This is a genomic window from Chromobacterium sp. Beijing (assembly GCF_021496765.1).
Taxonomy (GTDB): Bacteria; Pseudomonadota; Gammaproteobacteria; order Burkholderiales; family Chromobacteriaceae; genus Chromobacterium.
On the sequence record NZ_CP053750.1, the window covers coordinates 4,819,775 to 4,835,837 of the forward strand.

At 62.1% G+C, this 16,063-nt stretch carries 18 protein-coding genes and 1 tRNA gene; 14 read left to right on the forward strand and 5 right to left on the reverse strand.

Translation table 11 applies throughout. The features are described from left to right. Positions 1–9 precede the first annotated feature (9 nt). From ispE to HQN78_RS22520, 9 genes are all read left to right on the forward strand, one after another. A complete protein-coding gene (gene ispE, locus HQN78_RS22480) occupies positions 10–867 on the forward strand; it encodes a 4-(cytidine 5'-diphospho)-2-C-methyl-D-erythritol kinase (protein WP_235086380.1) in 858 nt (285 codons plus the stop codon). A 7-nt stretch (positions 868–874) separates the two neighbouring features. Beyond that, a tRNA-Gln gene (locus HQN78_RS22485) sits at positions 875–949 on the forward strand. 88 nt (positions 950–1,037) lie between these two features. Then, positions 1,038–2,021, forward strand: coding sequence for a ribose-phosphate pyrophosphokinase (locus HQN78_RS22490; RefSeq protein ID WP_043589892.1), 984 nt, complete (start codon positions 1,038–1,040; stop codon positions 2,019–2,021). A 60-nt stretch (positions 2,022–2,081) separates the two neighbouring features. Further along, a complete protein-coding gene (rplY, locus tag HQN78_RS22495) occupies positions 2,082–2,369 on the forward strand; it encodes a 50S ribosomal protein L25 (RefSeq protein WP_043589895.1) in 288 nt (95 codons plus the stop codon). Positions 2,370–2,459: 90 nt separating this feature from the next. Then, a complete protein-coding gene (gene pth / locus HQN78_RS22500) occupies positions 2,460–3,041 on the forward strand; it encodes an aminoacyl-tRNA hydrolase (protein ID WP_235086382.1) in 582 nt (193 codons plus the stop codon). 76 nt (positions 3,042–3,117) lie between these two features. Next, on the forward strand, positions 3,118–4,209 hold the full coding sequence (ychF, locus tag HQN78_RS22505) for a redox-regulated ATPase YchF (RefSeq protein ID WP_235086384.1): 1,092 nt from the start codon (positions 3,118–3,120) through the stop codon (positions 4,207–4,209). Positions 4,210–4,322: 113 nt separating this feature from the next. Next, entirely contained in the window at positions 4,323–5,297 is a 975-nt protein-coding gene (locus HQN78_RS22510) for a hypothetical protein (protein WP_235086387.1), read from the forward strand. Positions 5,298–5,435: 138 nt separating this feature from the next. After that, positions 5,436–6,209: a transporter substrate-binding domain-containing protein gene (locus HQN78_RS22515; protein ID WP_231580992.1), complete on the forward strand. Its 774-nt coding sequence runs from the start codon at positions 5,436–5,438 to the stop codon at positions 6,207–6,209. Between the two features lie 79 nt (positions 6,210–6,288). Further along, positions 6,289–6,951 carry an amino acid ABC transporter permease gene (locus HQN78_RS22520; protein ID WP_118268338.1) on the forward strand — a complete coding sequence of 221 codons (663 nt, stop codon included), beginning with the start codon at positions 6,289–6,291 and terminating at the stop codon, positions 6,949–6,951. A gap of 52 nt (positions 6,952–7,003) precedes the next feature. Here the strand turns inward: HQN78_RS22520 and HQN78_RS22525 are convergent, their stop codons facing one another. Next, a complete protein-coding gene (locus HQN78_RS22525; RefSeq protein ID WP_235086390.1) occupies positions 7,004–8,758 on the reverse strand; it encodes a long-chain fatty acid--CoA ligase in 1,755 nt (584 codons plus the stop codon). 234 nt (positions 8,759–8,992) lie between these two features. Here HQN78_RS22525 and HQN78_RS22530 point away from each other — a divergent pair, with 234 nt between their 5' ends. The 3 genes from HQN78_RS22530 (at position 8,993) to HQN78_RS22540 (ending at position 12,112) form a co-directional block, all read left to right on the forward strand. Then, positions 8,993–10,138, forward strand: a complete 1,146-nt coding sequence (locus HQN78_RS22530; RefSeq protein ID WP_235086393.1) for a PLP-dependent aspartate aminotransferase family protein — start codon at positions 8,993–8,995, stop codon at positions 10,136–10,138. A gap of 55 nt (positions 10,139–10,193) precedes the next feature. Beyond that, positions 10,194–11,249 (forward strand): nitronate monooxygenase family protein, encoded by a 1,056-nt coding sequence (locus HQN78_RS22535; protein WP_235086395.1) that lies wholly within the window; start codon positions 10,194–10,196, stop codon positions 11,247–11,249. 80 nt (positions 11,250–11,329) lie between these two features. Next, the gene (locus HQN78_RS22540; RefSeq protein ID WP_235086398.1) at positions 11,330–12,112 is read left to right on the forward strand and encodes a ferredoxin--NADP reductase; all 783 of its coding nucleotides are present in this window, start codon (positions 11,330–11,332) and stop codon (positions 12,110–12,112) included. A gap of 19 nt (positions 12,113–12,131) precedes the next feature. Here the strand turns inward: HQN78_RS22540 and HQN78_RS22545 are convergent, their stop codons facing one another. Genes HQN78_RS22545 through HQN78_RS22555 form a run of 3 tightly spaced genes read right to left on the reverse strand, consistent with a single transcriptional unit; the run spans position 12,132 to position 13,197 of the window. Then, entirely contained in the window at positions 12,132–12,581 is a 450-nt protein-coding gene (locus HQN78_RS22545; protein WP_235086400.1) for a GNAT family N-acetyltransferase, read from the reverse strand. Positions 12,582–12,586: 5 nt separating this feature from the next. Further along, positions 12,587–12,757, reverse strand: a complete 171-nt coding sequence (locus tag HQN78_RS22550) for a hypothetical protein (protein WP_235086402.1) — start codon at positions 12,755–12,757, stop codon at positions 12,587–12,589. Further along, on the reverse strand, positions 12,733–13,197 hold the full coding sequence (locus HQN78_RS22555; RefSeq protein WP_235086404.1) for a LysE family translocator: 465 nt from the start codon (positions 13,195–13,197) through the stop codon (positions 12,733–12,735). Before HQN78_RS22555 ends, HQN78_RS22550 begins: the two co-directional genes overlap by 25 nt. Before the next feature lie 107 nt (positions 13,198–13,304). On the opposite strand from HQN78_RS22555, the gene HQN78_RS22560 reads away from it, so the two are divergent. Beyond that, positions 13,305–13,694 carry a DUF488 domain-containing protein gene (locus HQN78_RS22560; protein ID WP_107800619.1) on the forward strand — a complete coding sequence of 130 codons (390 nt, stop codon included), beginning with the start codon at positions 13,305–13,307 and terminating at the stop codon, positions 13,692–13,694. 62 nt (positions 13,695–13,756) lie between these two features. Then, positions 13,757–14,386, forward strand: a complete 630-nt coding sequence (locus tag HQN78_RS22565) for a LysE family translocator (RefSeq protein WP_235086407.1) — start codon at positions 13,757–13,759, stop codon at positions 14,384–14,386. A 156-nt stretch (positions 14,387–14,542) separates the two neighbouring features. Here the strand turns inward: HQN78_RS22565 and HQN78_RS22570 are convergent, their stop codons facing one another. Then, positions 14,543–15,976, reverse strand: a complete 1,434-nt coding sequence (locus HQN78_RS22570) for an ATP-binding protein (RefSeq protein ID WP_235086409.1) — start codon at positions 15,974–15,976, stop codon at positions 14,543–14,545. Positions 15,977–16,063 lie beyond the last annotated feature (87 nt).

Consider the following 16,063-nt stretch of genomic DNA (forward strand, 5'->3'; position numbering starts at 1 on the left):
GTTCTGTTGATGAGTTCCCCCGTATTCCAAGACTTTCCGGCCCCGGCCAAGCTCAATCTCTTATTGCACGTCGTCGGCAAGCGCCCGGACGGCTATCATTTGCTGGAGACGGTGTTCCGCTTCGTCGACTTCAGCGACACCGTGTCGCTGGCCTTGCGCGACGACGGCCGCATCGTGCTGGAGACGCCGATCGCCGGCGTGGACCCGGAGCAGGACTTGACGGTGCGCGCGGCGCGTCTATTGCAGGCCCATGCCCAGTGCGGGCTGGGCGTGGCCATTCGTCTGGACAAAAAGATACCGATGGGCGGCGGTTTGGGCGGCGGAAGCTCCGACGCCGCCACCGTTTTGCTGGCCTTGAACCGCATGTGGGGCCTGAATCTGCCGCGGGCGACTTTGCAGGAACTGGGCTTGAAGCTGGGCGCGGACGTTCCGGTGTTTATTTTCGGGCGCAGCGCGCTGGCCACCGGCGTTGGCGAAAAACTGAATGAAATCAAATTGAAGCCGGCATGGTATGTGGTAATTCACCCTCAGGTGCAGGTGCCCACCGGCAAAGTATTTCAAAATTTTTCGCAAGAGGTGTTGACAGAGGCAGGGGTCGTCGGCATAATGCGAATCCTCGAAACAACGCAGCAGCGACGAAACGATCTGCAAAACGTTGTTTCGAATATGTACCCAGCGGTGAATGAAGTGCTGACCGAATTAAGAAAATATGGTTCGCCGCTGATGACTGGTTCCGGTTCCTGCGTGTTTCTGGAGTGCCAGTCTAAAGACGAAGCCGATAAAGTTTATCAGGCGGTGTCGATAAAATATAAGGGGTTTTTAGCAAAAGGACTCGATGTCCATCCCTTAATCGACAGCGCTGAATAAAGGTTACTGGGGAGTCGCCAAGTGGTAAGGCACCGGATTTTGATTCCGGCATTCGTAGGTTCGATCCCTACCTCCCCAGCCAAGACTTTCTCTCAATAAGAGAGAGCATGAAAAAAGCGTGTAAGAATCCCTTACACGCTTTTTCTTTATCTAGCTAAGGCACACGAATCATGGCGGCATACGACAGTTTGATGGTATTCACCGGGACCGCGAACCCGGAACTGGCCCAAAACGTAGTCAAACATCTGGATATCTCGTTGGGACGCGCCGACGTCGGCAAGTTCAGCGACGGCGAAGTGGCGGTGGAGCTGCTGGAAAACGTACGCGGACGCGACGTGTTCATTCTGCAGTCGACCTGTGCGCCGACCAATGACAATCTGATGGAAATCCTGACTATGGCCGACGCGCTCAAACGCGCTTCGGCCGGTCGTATTACCGCGGCGATTCCGTACTTCGGCTATGCGCGCCAGGACCGCCGTCCGCGTTCCGCCCGCGTGCCGATCTCCGCCAAGCTGGTGGCCAATATGCTGACCAGCGCCGGCATCGACCGGGTGCTGACCGTCGATCTGCACGCCGACCAGATTCAGGGCTTCTTCGACATTCCGGTGGACAACGTCTACGCGACGCCGGTGCTGCTGAAGGATATCCGCTCGCAGCGCATCGAAGATCTGATCGTGGTCAGCCCCGACGTGGGCGGCGTGGTGCGCGCCCGCGCGATGGCAAAAGCCTTGAACACCGATCTGGCCATTATCGACAAGCGTCGTCCCAAGGCCAATGTGGCCGAGGTGATGAACATCATCGGCGACGTGTCCGGACGTACCTGCCTGATCGTCGACGATATGATCGACACCGCCAACACCCTGTGCAAGGCGGCCAGCGCTCTGAAAGAGCGCGGCGCCCAGCGCGTGTTGGCCTATGCGACTCACCCGATCTTCTCCGGTCAGGCGATTGATCGCATCAAGAATTCCGACATCGATATGGTGGTGGTGACCGACACCATCCCGTTGACCGCCGAGGCCAAAGCCTGCCCGAACATCCGGGTGGCCTCCATCGCCGGCCTGCTGGCCGAGACGCTGCGCCGGATCAACAACGAAGAATCGGTGTCCTACCTCTTCAATGAGGAACTGGTTGCGGCGGGCGCCTGCCTGCCGTGAACATCGGGCCCGCTGGTCGCGGCGGGCCGGGTGCTTTTAATCTGAAACTGGAGTTTTGCCATGTCTTTTGAATATACCGCCAGCAAGCGTGAAGAGTCGGGTACGAGTGCGAGCCGCCGCCTGCGTCACGCCGGCCAGGTTCCGGCCGTTGTTTACGGCGCTTCCAAAGAAGCCGTATCCATCGTTCTGGACCACAACACCATGTACTACGCGCTGAAGAACGAAGCGTTCCACACTTCCGTTCTGGATCTGGTGATCGACGGCCAGAAAGAACAAGTTAAAGTGGCTGCGTTCCAAATGCACCCGTACAAACAGCAAGTAATGCACATCGACTTCGCTCGCGTGTAATCTAGCTGCCGTGCCGTCTGACGGTAACGGTTGAAAAGCTCGTTGCTAGCCGTCGGCCCGCAACGAGCTTTTTCATTTGGAACAGAGAATATGTCCGGCATTCGCCTGATAGTCGGCCTGGGCAACCCCGGCGCTGAATACGATAGAACGCGCCATAACGCCGGTTTCTGGCTGGTGGACGAGTTGTGCTGGCGCTATAAGGGCAACTGGCGCACGGAAGGCAAGTTTCAAGGCGACGTCGCCCGCGTGGACATCGAGGGACAGGACGTCTGGCTGCTCAAGCCGATGACCTATATGAATCTGTCCGGACAGGCGGTGTTGGCGCTGGCCCATTTTTACAAGATTCTGCCGGACCAGATCCTCGTGGTGCACGATGAGCTGGACCTGCCGCCCGGCGCGGCCCGTTTCAAGCAGGGCGGCGGCCACGGCGGCCACAATGGTTTGAAGGACATCGCCGCGCGGCTGAGCTCGCCGGCCTTCTGGCGTTTGCGTCTGGGGATCGGCCATCCGGGAGACCGCAACGAAGTCGCCAATTTCGTGCTGAAGAAGCCGCGCGCCGAGGAACAGCAGGCGCTGGACGAGGCGATCGAGCAGGCTTTGCGGCAATTGCCGGCGGCCATCGGCGGCAAGATGGCGGCGGCGATGAAGGAATTGCACTCCGCGGCCAAATGAGCCGCTGGGCAAATCGCCGGCTTGCCGCTATGCTGCGGCAGAACAAGATTTTTCAAGAATTCGAAGGAATGCGGACATGAGTCTGAAATGCGGTATCGTCGGCCTGCCCAATGTGGGCAAGTCCACCCTGTTCAATGCGCTGACCAAGGCCGGCATCGAAGCCGCCAACTATCCCTTCTGCACCATCGAGCCCAATGTAGGCATCGTGGAAGTGCCGGATCAGCGGCTGGCCGAACTGGCCAAGATCATCAATCCGCAACGCATCCAGCCGGCCATCGTCGAATTCGTCGACATCGCCGGCCTGGTGGCGGGCGCCTCCAAGGGCGAGGGCCTGGGCAACCAGTTCCTGGCCAATATCCGGGAGACCGACGCCATCGTCAACGTGGTGCGTTGCTTCGAAGACGAGAACATCGTTCACGTCGCCGGCAAGGTGGATCCGATCGCCGACATCGAAACCATCGGCACCGAGCTGGCGCTGGCCGACCTGTCCGCGGTGGAAAAGGCGATGACGCGCGAAGGCAAGAAGGCCAAGTCCGGCGACAAGGACGCGCGCGCGCTGATCGCGGTGCTGGAGAAGCTGGTGCCGCATCTGGATCAGGGCCTGCCGGCGCGCTCGCTGGACTTGAGCCCGGAAGAAATGGTCTTGGTCAAGCCGCTGTGTCTGCTGACGATCAAGCCGGCGATGTATGTGGCCAACGTGGCTGAAGACGGCTTCAGCAACAACCCCTTGCTGGAGCGGGTACAGCAACTGGCCGACAAGGAAGGCGCGCCGGTGGTGGCCTTGTGCGCGGCGATCGAGTCCGAAATCGCCGAGCTGGACGACGCCGACAGGGCCGAATTCCTGGAGACGCTGGGTCTGGAAGAGCCTGGCCTGGATCGTCTGATCCGCGCGGGTTACAAGCTGCTGGGCTTGCAGACCTACTTCACCGCAGGCGTTAAGGAAGTGCGAGCCTGGACGATTCATATCGGCGACACCGCCCCGCAGGCGGCCGGCGTGATCCACACCGATTTCGAACGCGGCTTCATCCGCGCGCAGACCATCGCCTATACTGACTTCATCGCGCTGGGCGGCGAGGCCAAGGCCAAGGAGGCCGGCAAGATGCGGGCCGAGGGCAAGGACTACGTGGTCCAGGACGGCGATGTGATGAACTTCTTATTTAATGTGTGATCTTATCGAATCGAATATAAAGGCATGCAGCTCTGGCTCATGCCTTTTTTTTGGACGTAAACTGTCATGCGGCAATATGATGCCGGCGGGATGTCGATAAAAGGGAATACGTTTTGGAACGCCAAGCTGAAAGTGTTGAAGAGATTGGTTTGATTGATGTCGTGCGTTTTTGTAAAGAACAATGGCGTTTGATGGTTTTCCTCCCCATCATCGCCGCGCTGGCTGCGGTGGCCTTGGCGTTGAACCTGCAAGACAGGTATGCGGCGACATCCCTGCTCCTCGTGCCTGCCCCGTTGGGTCCTCAGGGCGGCGCCAGCGTGTTGAAGGATAATGCGATGCTGGGCGAGGCGGCGGCCCATTTTGAGCTGGCCAAGCATTACGGCGTGGCCGGAGCGGACAAGACCAAGCTCAGTTTGTTGGACAATCTCAGAGTTTCCGCGGGCAAAGACGGTTTGCTTGAAGTCTCGGTCCAAGATGTGGATGCGGAGTTCGCCGCCCGGCTCGCCAATTACCTGGTGGAGCAGACCCGGCAGCGGATTCTGGGCTTGCACGTGACGGAGCAGAGCAGGAAATACCTGGTGCTGCAGGAGCGGATCAAGGTGGTGCAAGGCCAGGTGTCAGGGGCGAAGCGCGAGCAGAAGCAGCTGGGCGCGGTAGCCGAGACCTTCCTGAACAGCGAATCGGCGCGTGTGATCGAGAGTTTCGCGCGCTTGGAAGCGCAAATGAACGCTCAGCAAATGGAAGGGAATAGCCCGGTACAGTCGTCTTTATTGCAACTGCGCGCGGAATTGGAGCGCAGCAATCCGCAGGTCAAGTCCATCTCTCCGAGGCAGTTGGCTACGATGCGTGATTTGTTCTTCTATCAGGCCACGTTGGAGGAGCTGCAGAAGCAGGCTTCGGTGGCCAGAGCGTTGATGTCGCAGGATGTGCAGGTGGTGTTGCCGGCAAGCCCCCCTTTGGAAAAGGCGGGACCGAAACGGACTATGATCGTGTTGCTGGCCGGTCTGGGGGGCTTTGTCTTGGCGGTATTGATTGGCTTGGGGCGTAAGTTGGGGGCAACGCTGCGCCAGCGCTTGCAAGCAGAGTAAGATGAATTGACATCATGGCCGCTTTTCGCGGCCATTGTTCTATCTAGAACTTGGCAGCGCCAACGGCTAGTGATATTCTCGTTTTTGACTATTTTGTTTTTCAAAATTACCAAAGGTTATATTGATATGCGCAAGCTGATGACGCTTCTCGTAATGGCGGGCCTGGCTGGACAGGTGTTCGCGGCGGACTTGCTGGATACGGTCAAGCAGCGCGGCAGCCTGAAAATCGCGTTGGAAGGCACTTACCCGCCGTTCAACTTCAAGGACGCCAAACAGCAGCTGACGGGTTTCGATGTCGAGATCGCCACTGAAATCGCCAAGCGTCTGAAAGTGAAGCCGGAATTCACCACGGCGGAGTGGAGCGGCCTGCTGGCGGGCTTGCAGGCCGGCAAGTTCGACATCGTGGTCAATCAGGTGGGCGTGACCGACAAACGCAAGGACGTGTTCGACTTTTCCCAGCCTTATACTTATTCCAGCGCGCAGCTGATCGTGCGCAAGAACGAGAGCCGCGTTTTCAAGAGCCTGGCGGACCTGAAAGGCAAGAAGCTGGGCGTGGGCCAGGGCAGCAATTACGCCGATATGGCCAAGGCCGTGGCCGGCATCGAGGTGAAAACCTATCCCGGCGCGCCCGAATACCTGCAGGATCTGGCCAGCGGCCGCGTGGATGCGGCGCTGAACGACAGCTTGCTGATTCCCTTCGCCATCAAGCAGGCCAAGTTGCCCTTGAAGGCCGGCGCGCCGGTGGGCGAGGTGGCGACGATGGCTATCCCGTTCGCCAAGAACAATCCGCAGTTCAAGGCGGCGATAGACAAGGCGCTGGGCGATATGAAGGCCGACGGCAGCTTCAAGAAGATCTCGGTCAAATGGTTCGGCATCGACGTGTCGAAAGCGCCGGCGGCGGCCAAGAAATAAGCGGTAGTTGATTTCAGAGTGGATAGGGCAAGACGCCCCTGCTTGCGCGGGGGCGTCGGTTTTTTTTGGAAAAACGTGAATGACTGACTGGATCGTCCTGTTCGAATCGGCGCTGCCGGTGCTATTGCAAGGCGCGGGCTATACCTTGATGTTCGCGGTGGTCTCCATGATCCTGGGGCTGGCGCTGGGCTTCGTCGTGGCCTTGCTGCGAGTGGCGCAAGTGCCGGTCCTGGCGCAACTGGCCGCCTTCTATGTCAGCGCGATGCGCGGCACTCCGCTCTTGGTGCAGATTTTCGTCATCTATTACGGCTTGCCCGGCGCGGGCATCGAGTTGGGACCGGTGACGGCGGGCATTCTGGCCTTGACGCTGAATGTGGCCGCCTATTTGTCAGAAAGTCTGCGCGGCGGCATCGCCGGCGTGCACCGCGGCCAGTGGGACGCCGGCCTGTCCTTGGGCCTGAGCTGGTGGCAGACCATGCGCCACATCATCGCTCCGCAGGCTTTGCGTTTGTCGGTGCCCAGCCTGTCCAATTCGCTGATCAGCCTGATCAAGGATACTTCGCTGGTATCGGTGATCACCGTGACCGAATTGATGCTGGCGACCAAGGAAGTGATCGCCCAGACCTTTCAGCCCTTGCCGCTCTATCTGGCGGCGGCGGCGATCTACTGGGTGCTGAGCGCCAGCTTCGAGCGGGTGCAGGGTTATGTGGAGCGGCGGCTGGAATTGGCCCACAAGCGTTGACCGCCGTCTTCAAGCAAAAAGCCCCGCGTTGCGGGGCTTTGTCGCATCCGGCTCAGGCCGGGGCGTAGAGGTTTTCTATCATTGCGCGGCAGCGTTCGGCGATCACCTTGCGACGCAGCTTCAGCGTGGGCGCCAATTCGCCGGCGTCGACGCACCAGGGCTTGTCGATCAGGGTGAATTTCTTGATGTGTTCCCAGTTGCCGAAGTAGCGGTTGAAGCGCTTGATCTCGCGGTCAATCAACTCGACGATCTTGGGGTGGCTGCTCATCTCGCTGTCTGTGGTGTAGGCGATGCCGTGTTCGGCGCACCATTCCTTCAGTTTCTCGAAGAGCGGGACAATCAGCGCCGCCGCGTACTTCTGACCGTCGCCCACCACCATGATCTGGTCGATGAAGGCGGATTCCTTCAGCTTGTTCTCCAGCGCTTGCGGCGCAATGTATTTGCCGTTGCTAGTCTTGAACATTTCCTTTTTGCGGTCGGTGATGCGCAGATAGCCGTGCTCCAGCACGCCGATGTCACCGGTGTGCAGCCAGCCGTTGTTCAGCGCTTCGGCGGTGAGTCCCGGCTCCTTGTAATAGCCGAGCATCACATTGTCGCCGCGCACCAGGATTTCGCCGTCGTCGGCCAGGCGCACTTCCACGCCGGGCAAGGGCAGGCCCACGCTGCCGATCCGGGTGTCCCGGGCGTTGAACGGGTTGGCGGAGATCACCGGCGCGGATTCGGTCATGCCGTAGCCCTCCGCCACCGAGACGCCGCAGGCCCAGAACAGGCGCGCCAGCCGCGGCTGCAGCGCGGCGGAACCGACATTGATCCATTTGAGCTCGCCGCCCATCGCGGCGCGCCACTTGCGGTAAACCAGCTTGTCGGCCAGCGCGTGCTTGGCGGCTTCCAGCGGCGAGCGGCGGGCGTTGGGGTCGAAGCGCTCGGCGCGTTCCACGGCCCACAGATAAAGACGGCGTTTGAAGCCGCTGAGTTCGCGCGCCTTGCCCACCAGCTTGTCGTGCACTTTCTCCAGCACGCGCGGCACCGCGCTGAAGGTGTGCGGACGGATGTCGGCGAGCGCGGAGGACAGGCATTCCACGCTGGAGAAGTAAACGCCGGCGCTGCTGTACATATAGTAGAAGACCCCGGCGCGCTCGAAGATGTGCGACAGCGGCAAAAAGCTCAGCGCGCGGCATTCTCCGTGCGGCAGGTGGGTGAATTCCGCGGTGGCGACCACGGTGCTGAGCACGTTGCGGTGCGACAGCATCACGCCTTTGGAGCGTCCGGTGGTTCCGGAGGTGTAAATGATGGTGTAGACGTCGTCCGGCTGGATCGCGTCGCGGCGGCGTTCCAGCTCGGCCTGCCGCTCCGGTTTGGCCAGGGCCAGGATTTCGGTCCAGGACGGGCAGCCGTCGATCTGGCTCAGGCCGTAGATCGGGCAGCTGAATTTGCCCAGCGCCTCATGCAATTTGCGTTGCAATGCGGCATTGCCGACGAAAGCGAGCTTGACCTCGGCATGAGTCAGGATATAGCGTGCATCATCAAGGGTCATGGTGGGATAGAGCGGCACGCTGACGGCGCCGATTTGCTGCAGCGCCAGATCGGCCAGCACCCATTCTATGGAGTTGTCGGCGGCGAGGGCGACTTTGTCGCCGCTGGCGATGCCCAACTCCAGCAGACCCAGGCTGAAGCGGTTGACGCTGTCCGCGACTTCCTCGGTGGACAACCTGCGCCATTCCTTGCCGGTTTTGGCGGCGAGGCAGTCGGTGCGCGGGTGGCGTTCGAGTTGGCGGGGCAGGATGTCAAATACGCGTTCTAGCTTCATTCGTACAATTGTTTGAATGCGAAACGCTGCAAAATAGTCCTAAAGAGCGTGGATGTAAAGCCAAAGCTGCTAAAAATTTAGTCAAGATCAAGGGAGTAGTCGCCGTTTTAACGGCGGTTTCCTTGAAGTTTTCGAAAAATGATGAAAGAGTCATGGCTGCGGCGCGCTAGAAGCTTGATTGCGGTCGGTTTGTCCGACAAAGCGGACAAGTGAATGATTTTTTGAGGAAAAGTCGTGAAATTTGCAACCAGATCCATTCATGCCGGCTATGACAACGCAGAGCATGGCAAGGCGGTGATGCCGCCGGTGTACCAGACTTCGGTGTTCGAATACGGCCATGTCGGCGAATCCATGCCCTTTGTGTACGCCCGTACCGGCAATCCCACGAGGGCGGCGCTGGAGGCCTGCCTGGCCAGCCTGGAGAACGCCCGCCACGGCCTGGCCTTCGCCAGCGGCATGGCGGCCATCGACGCGGTGCTGCGCGCCTGCCTGAAGCCGGGCGACGAGGTGATCGCGGTGGCGGACCTTTATGGCGGCGCTTACCGGCTGCTGAGCAAGGTGATGGAACCGGCGGGCGTCAAGGTCACTTTCGCGAATTTGAGCGATAGCCGGAACCTGACGGCGCTGATCAGCGCGCGGACCAAGCTGCTGTGGCTGGAGTCGCCCACCAACCCCTTGCTGGGCATGGTGGACATCGCGGAACTGGCCCGGATCGCGCACGCGCACGGCGCCCGAGTGGCGGTGGACAGCACTTTCGCCACGCCTTATCTGCAGAACCCGCTGGACCTGGGGGCCGACGTCGTCGTGCATTCCGCCACCAAGTATCTGGCCGGCCACTCCGACGTGTTGCTGGGCCTGGCGGCCGTCAACGACGAGGCGCTGCACCGCGAGATCAAATTCATTCAGAACGCGGCGGGAGCGGTGCCGGGGCCTCAGGATTGCTTCCTGACCCTGCGCGGCATCAAGACCCTGCATCTGCGCATGGATCGCCATTGCGACAATGCGGAGCGGGTGGCGGATTATCTGCGATCTCATCCCAAGGTGGAGCGGGTGTTCTTTCCGGGGCTGCCGGAGCATCCGGGCTATGAACTGGCCCGCCGGCAGATGCGTCGCTTCGGCGGCATCGTCAGCATCTGGCTGAAGGACGACAGCCGCGCGGCGGCCAGCCGCTTGGCCGAGCGGTTGAGGCTGTTCGCGCTGGCCGAATCGCTGGGCGGGGTCGAATCGCTGATCAACCACAGCTACACCATGTCGCACGGCGGCATGCCGCCGGAGCAGAAGGCTCAATTGGGCATTCGCGAAGGCGGGGTGAGGCTGTCGATAGGCATAGAGGATATCGACGATATCCTGGCCGATCTGGAGCAGGCTCTGGCGGACTGAGCTGACTGCGCTATTCTTTCAACCGACGCCCGCGCGGGCGTAATCGAGGAAATATATGGCTTCCGCTTTGTGCCGTCGCTGGCAGTTGCGCACCCCTTTGATTCAGGCGCCGATGGCGGGCGGCGCCACCTCTCCGGCCTTGGTGGCCGCGGTCAGCCAGGCCGGCGGCCTGGGATTTCTGGCGGCGGCGCTGCTGCCGCCCGAACGCCTGCTCAGCGAAGCCGCCGCGGTGCGGCGCCTCACCGACAAGCCCTTCGGCATCAATCTATTCGTGCAGGACGATCCCGCTCCCAGCGAGGAGGCCTTGCGGCAGGCGCTGGAATGGCTGGCGCCGCTGCACCGGGAGCTGGGGCTGCCGGCACCGCAGGTCCCTGAGCGCTTCTGTGAGCCGTTCGCGCGCCAGTTTGAAGCGCTGCTGGAGGCCAAGCCGGCGGCGGCCAGCTTCACCTTCGGCATTCTCAATCGCCATCAGCTCAAGCTCTTGAAGCAGGCCAAGATAGACGTGATCGGCACCGCCACCAATATGGCGGAAGGGCTGGCCTGGGCCGAACTGGGCGCGGACGCGATCTGCGCCCAAGGTCGGGAAGCCGGCGGCCATCGCGGCACCTTCATCGGACGGCCCCAGGACAGCCTGCGGCCTACTTTGTCGCTGGTCTATGAATTGGCGCAGAACCAGCCGCTGCCGGTGATCGCCGCCGGCGGCATCATGCATGGACGCGATATCGCCGCAGCGATGCGCCACGGCGCCCAAGCCTGCCAGTTGGGCACCGCGTTTTTGCGTTGCCCGGAGTCCGGCATTTCCGCCTTGTGGAAAAGCGAGCTGGCCAAGGCCGCGCCCGGCGGCACCCGTTTGACTCGCGCGTTTTCCGGCCGTTACGCGCGCGGCCTGAACAACCGTTATATGCAGTTGATGGCCGACAAGGAAGACCTGGTGCCGGCGTATCCGGTGATGAACGCCTTGACCGGGCCCTTGCGCGCCGCGGCGGCCAAGGCCGGGCTGAGCGATTTTCTGTCCTTGTGGGCTGGGGAAAACGTGGCGGCCGGCCGCGAACTGGCGGCGGGGCAACTGGTCGCCACGCTGCACGAGGAATGGCTGGCCGCCTATCGGTGAGCGCCGCCGCGGCGCAGGCTTGAAGCCGGCGTCGATCTGGAGCACAATACTTGAGTAATTTACTTGGGTATTGGCGAGCAATGGATACAGCGATCGAAGAAAAGTACACGGTTCAACCCATCTTGTGGCTGCGGCGCTGGGCGGACAATCTGCTCAGCTTCCGCTTGCGGCGGCCGGACGCCTATCGTTTTGAGCCGGGGCAATTCGCGAGGCTGGGCCTGTCGTTGGGCGAACACGGCGGTCAGGTGTGGCGGGCGTATTCGATGTGTTCGGCAGTGACCGACGAGTATCTGGAGTTCTATTCCATCGTGGTGCCGGACGGCCAGTTCAGTTCGCGTCTGGCGCAGCTGCAGGTGGGCGCGGAAGTGATGCTGGACAAGAAGGCGATGGGCTTCTTCCTGGCGGACCGCTTGCCGGCGGGCAAGGATTTGTGGTTGTTGGCCACCGGCACCGGTTTGGCACCGTATTTGTCGATTCTGCAAGACCCCGCTCAGTGGCAACGTTTTGATCGCATCGTGCTGGCGCACTGCGTGCGGCACGCCGCTGAGCTCAGTTATCAGGATTTCATCGCCGAGCTGAGCGAACACCCCTTGTGGGACGAGCACGGCCACAAGTTGCAATACTTGCCCATCGTCACGCGCGACGCGCCGGAGGGCGTGTTGAACGAGCGCATCCCGGCCTTGCTGGCCAATGGCGGTTTGGAGCGGGCGGCGGGGCTGGCGATGTCGCCGGAAAACTCGCGCTTCATGATTTGCGGCAACCCGGCCATGGTGGAGGATACCCACCGGCAATTGATGAAGATGGGCTACCGGATGAGCCGGCAGAGCGCGCCGGGTCATCTGGTGTTGGAAAACGGTTGGTAGTCGACGCGCGCAGGGCGGCCTATAAGTCCTTGCTCATGAACAGGCTGAGCGGGTCGGGCTGGTAGGCGCCGAAGGGCGGGCAGGGCTTGAAACCGGCGCGCTGGTACAGGCCGATCGCCTCAGGCTGGGACACGCCGGTCTCCAGTTTCAGCGCGGACAGGCCGGCGGAGCGGGCTTCCCGCTCCAGGCGCGCCAGCAGCGCCTGGGCCACGCCCTTGCCGCGTTGGGACGGCGCCACGAACATGCGCTTGATCTCGCCGTAATCCTCATGTGGCACCAGCGCGGCGCAGCCGACCGCCGCGAGCTTCTCGTCGCGAGCGACGATGAAATGCGCCCGTGGCGGTTCCAGCGCCGCCGGGTCCATCAGATGATTGCTTTCCGCCGGATAGAGCGCGGCCTGGTATTCGTCCAGCTGGCTTATCAAGGCCAGCACATCGGCTCGTCGCGGCGACTCCAGTTGCAGACGCATGGCGTTTACCTGTTGGAGTTGGCGAGCAGGGCGCCGAACAGCAGGAAGGTCGCGCCGCCGGCCTTGTTCACCCATTTGCCGCCGCGGTCGCTGGCCAGCCAGCGGCGCGCGCGTTGCGCGGTGAGCGCGTACACGGTGTGGATCAGGATGATCAGGCCGCTGAAGGTGCCGACCAACAGCAGGAATTGCGGCGCGTAGGCCCCTGAGTGTCGATGAACTGCGGAAAGATGGACAGAAAGAAGAAGATGGACTTGGGGTTGGTCAGCTGTACCGCCATGCCTTCTCCAAAGCGCCGGGCAAAGCCGCGCGGCTGGCTTGGGATTTCATCGAAGCGAAAAGCCGGCGCGCGCAGCAGTTTGACGCCCAGATAAAATAGGTAAGCGGCGCCTATCCATTTCATCACAGTGAAGGCCAGCGCCGACGCGGCCAGCAACAGGCCGAGGCTGGTGGCCGACACGCCGGCGACGATGAAGGAACCGCAGGCGGTGCCGAGAATGCCGCCAAGGGTGCCACGCAGGCCGAAGCGCAGCGAGTTGGTCAGGGTCATCAAAATGCCGGGGCCGGGGCTGAGCACGGTGGCAGCGGCCATCAGCAGATAAAGCGAATAGTGTTGCATGAGGATTGTTCGCGTAGAGGGTGGGCCCTTAGTCTACGCAGGCTTGGCCATCGATGACAATGTTGTTGCGCGCGGCGCATGGGCCGCGCCGTTTTGGAGAACGAGCGATGACGATACGCGTGGTGCAATTGGGCAGTCCGCGTCACCCGCAGGAGGGCACGCGCATCGGCACGGTGCGGCGGCCGCCGCGCGGCGTGCCCAAGGAGGCCTTCGCCAGCGGCGATTGGTACGATGTATGGTTTCCCAACCTGGCGCCCAGCGCGGAATTGGTGAAACAGGCGCAGGCGGCGCAGAGCGCAGCCGAATGGCAGACGTTCGAGCGGGCGTATCGCGCGGAGATGAAGGCGCCGGAGCAAAGCCGCGAGCTGGACTTGCTGGCGGCTTTGTCGCACGGCAGCCACTTTTCCATAGGCTGTTACTGCCAGGACGAGGCGCGCTGTCACCGCTCGGTGTTGCGGGCCTTGTTGCGGGAGCGCGGCGCGGCGCTGGTGGAGTGAGGCTTTGATTCCGTCGGGCCGGCTTGTATCATATCGCTTTGTATTCGTCCGGAATGTCCGCCATGCCTGATTTGTCCACGCTTTTACTGTTCAGTCTCGCCTGCGTCGCGCTGGCGGCGACGCCGGGGCCGGATATGTTGCTGATCGCCAGCCGCAGCGCCAGCCAGGGACGCAAGGCCGGCTTCGCCACCTTGGCGGGCATTCAACTGGGCACGTATTGCCACGCGCTGGCGGCGGCCTTCGGTTTGGCGCAGTTGTTCGTGCACGCGCCGCTGGCCTACGACGCGGTGCGCATCGCCGGCGCCGCCTATCTGTTCTATCTGGCCTGGACGACGCTGCGCAGCCGCAGCGTGTTGAGCGTGCCGGGCGCCGCGGGCGCGCAGTCTATGCCGCGCATCGTGGCCCAGGGCCTGCTCACCAATCTGCTCAATCCCAAGATGGCGCTCTTCGTGCTGGCTTTGTTTCCCCAGTTCGTGCATCCGTCAGCGGGGCCGGTCTCGCTGCAGATCATGGTGTTGGCGACCTTGTTGAACGCGATTGGCCTGCTGATCAATGGGGCGATCATCCTGGCGGCCAGCCGTTTCGGACGCGCGCTTGGCGACAGGCTGGGGAACAGCCGGCTGCCGCAATGGCTGCTGGCTTCGGTGTTCGGCGGGCTGGCTTTGCGGCTGGCGCTGGCGAGCAAGAGCTGAGAGCCTGTTCAAAACCTTGCGGGCAGGGGCGAGGCGAAGAGAACACAAGCGAAATGTGCGAGTGCTCGTGAGCATTGTGAGCTTGTTTTTAACGGCCTGCTCCATCCATCTCGCCGAAGCGCAGCAGATTTTTGAACGGGTTTGACGCGCGCCGCCTCAGGCGCCGCGCTTGGCCCAGGGCAGTATCAGTTGGGCGATGACGCCGCCGTTGGCGGCGTTTTGTACATGCAGCTTGCCGCCTTGGGCCCGCGCCAAGGTCTCGCAGAGCGGCAGCCCCAGGCCCATGCCGCGCGAGCGGGTGGTGAAGAAGGGCAGGAAGATCTTGGGCAGGATGGCTTCGGGAATGCCCGGGCCGTTGTCTATGACCTTGAAACGGTAGTTGTGGCCGTCGCTTTCGCCGCTGATCACAATGCGGCCGCCTTGTTCCTGCAGCGCGTCGCAGGCGTTCTGCACCAGGTTGTGCAGAATCTGTTCCAGCGCGGTGCGTTCCGCGCGCGGCCACTCGTCCGGGCTTAAATTATTCCATTCCAGGGTGATGTTCTGGTTCGCCAATTCCGCCTGGCGCAGAAACAGCAATGAGTTCACCAGCGCGTCGGGATCCAGCGGCGTGGTGTCTGTCGCTTTGGGATGGGCCAGCAGGCGGCTGAGCCGGCTGATCAGGGCCGCGGCGCGGCGCGCTTGCGCGCCGGTGGCGAGCAGGGTGTCGCGCGCGGCTTCGCGTTGCGAGGGCTCGTCCAGCGTCCGTTCCAGCTGGCGGGTATTGGCGATGATGGCGGTCAGCGGCGGATTCAATTCCTGCGCCAGCCCGGCCATCATTTCATTCAGGGTATTGAGCCGGGCTTGAGCGGCCAGACGGTCCTGCTGTTGCTGGCGCTGTTGAGAGGCGCGTTGCCTATGCCTGGCGTACAGGGCGACGGCGACGGCGGCGAGCAGCGCGTTCCACAGCAGGATTTCCATCCAGGGCAAGCTGTCCCAACTCAAGGCGGTGCGGCTGGACAGGCGGAAGGGTTGGCTGGCGCTGGGCAGCTTGCGGTCCAGGCTCAGATCCCAATCATTGGCAGACGCGCCGGCCTTGCGTTGCAGCAGTTCGATGCGGTGGCCGCGCAATTGCAGCGAGATGTTTTCCAGCGGCTCGGGCAGTTCGGCTTGGACCAGCATGCGCAACGGGTCGATCAACAGCGCCCAGCCGTCCGGGCTTTGCAGCCAGTAGCGTTGTTGCGCGTCGAAGCCGAGCAGGGTCTGGCCTTGTTGCTGGGCTTGCCACAGCAAGGCCAGCGGCGGACGCAGGCCGCTGGGATCACCATGCCATTGCTGTTGCCGCCAGTAACCAATGGCGCTCAGCTGAGGCATGGCGGTTTGCAGGCGCTTGAGCATATCGGCGGGCAAACGGCTTTGTTCCGAGGCGGCCAGGGTGGCCAGCACCGCATCGTGTTGCGAAGCTTTCTGGCTCAGCAGGCGCAGGGTAATGAAGGATTCCTGGCGGAAGCGCTGTTCCAATGCGCCAAACTGGCGCCAGCCCAGCCATAGGCAACCCGCCAGGCTGAGCAAGAGCCAGGCGGTGAGGGCGTAGCGGCGGTCCAATGACATCATGGCGGCGATTATCGCACGCCGCCGCGAGCGCGCCAGCCTGGTGTGTTAAGGATTATTGTGTAGAAATTGTGCGGCGGCGCGCCGGCG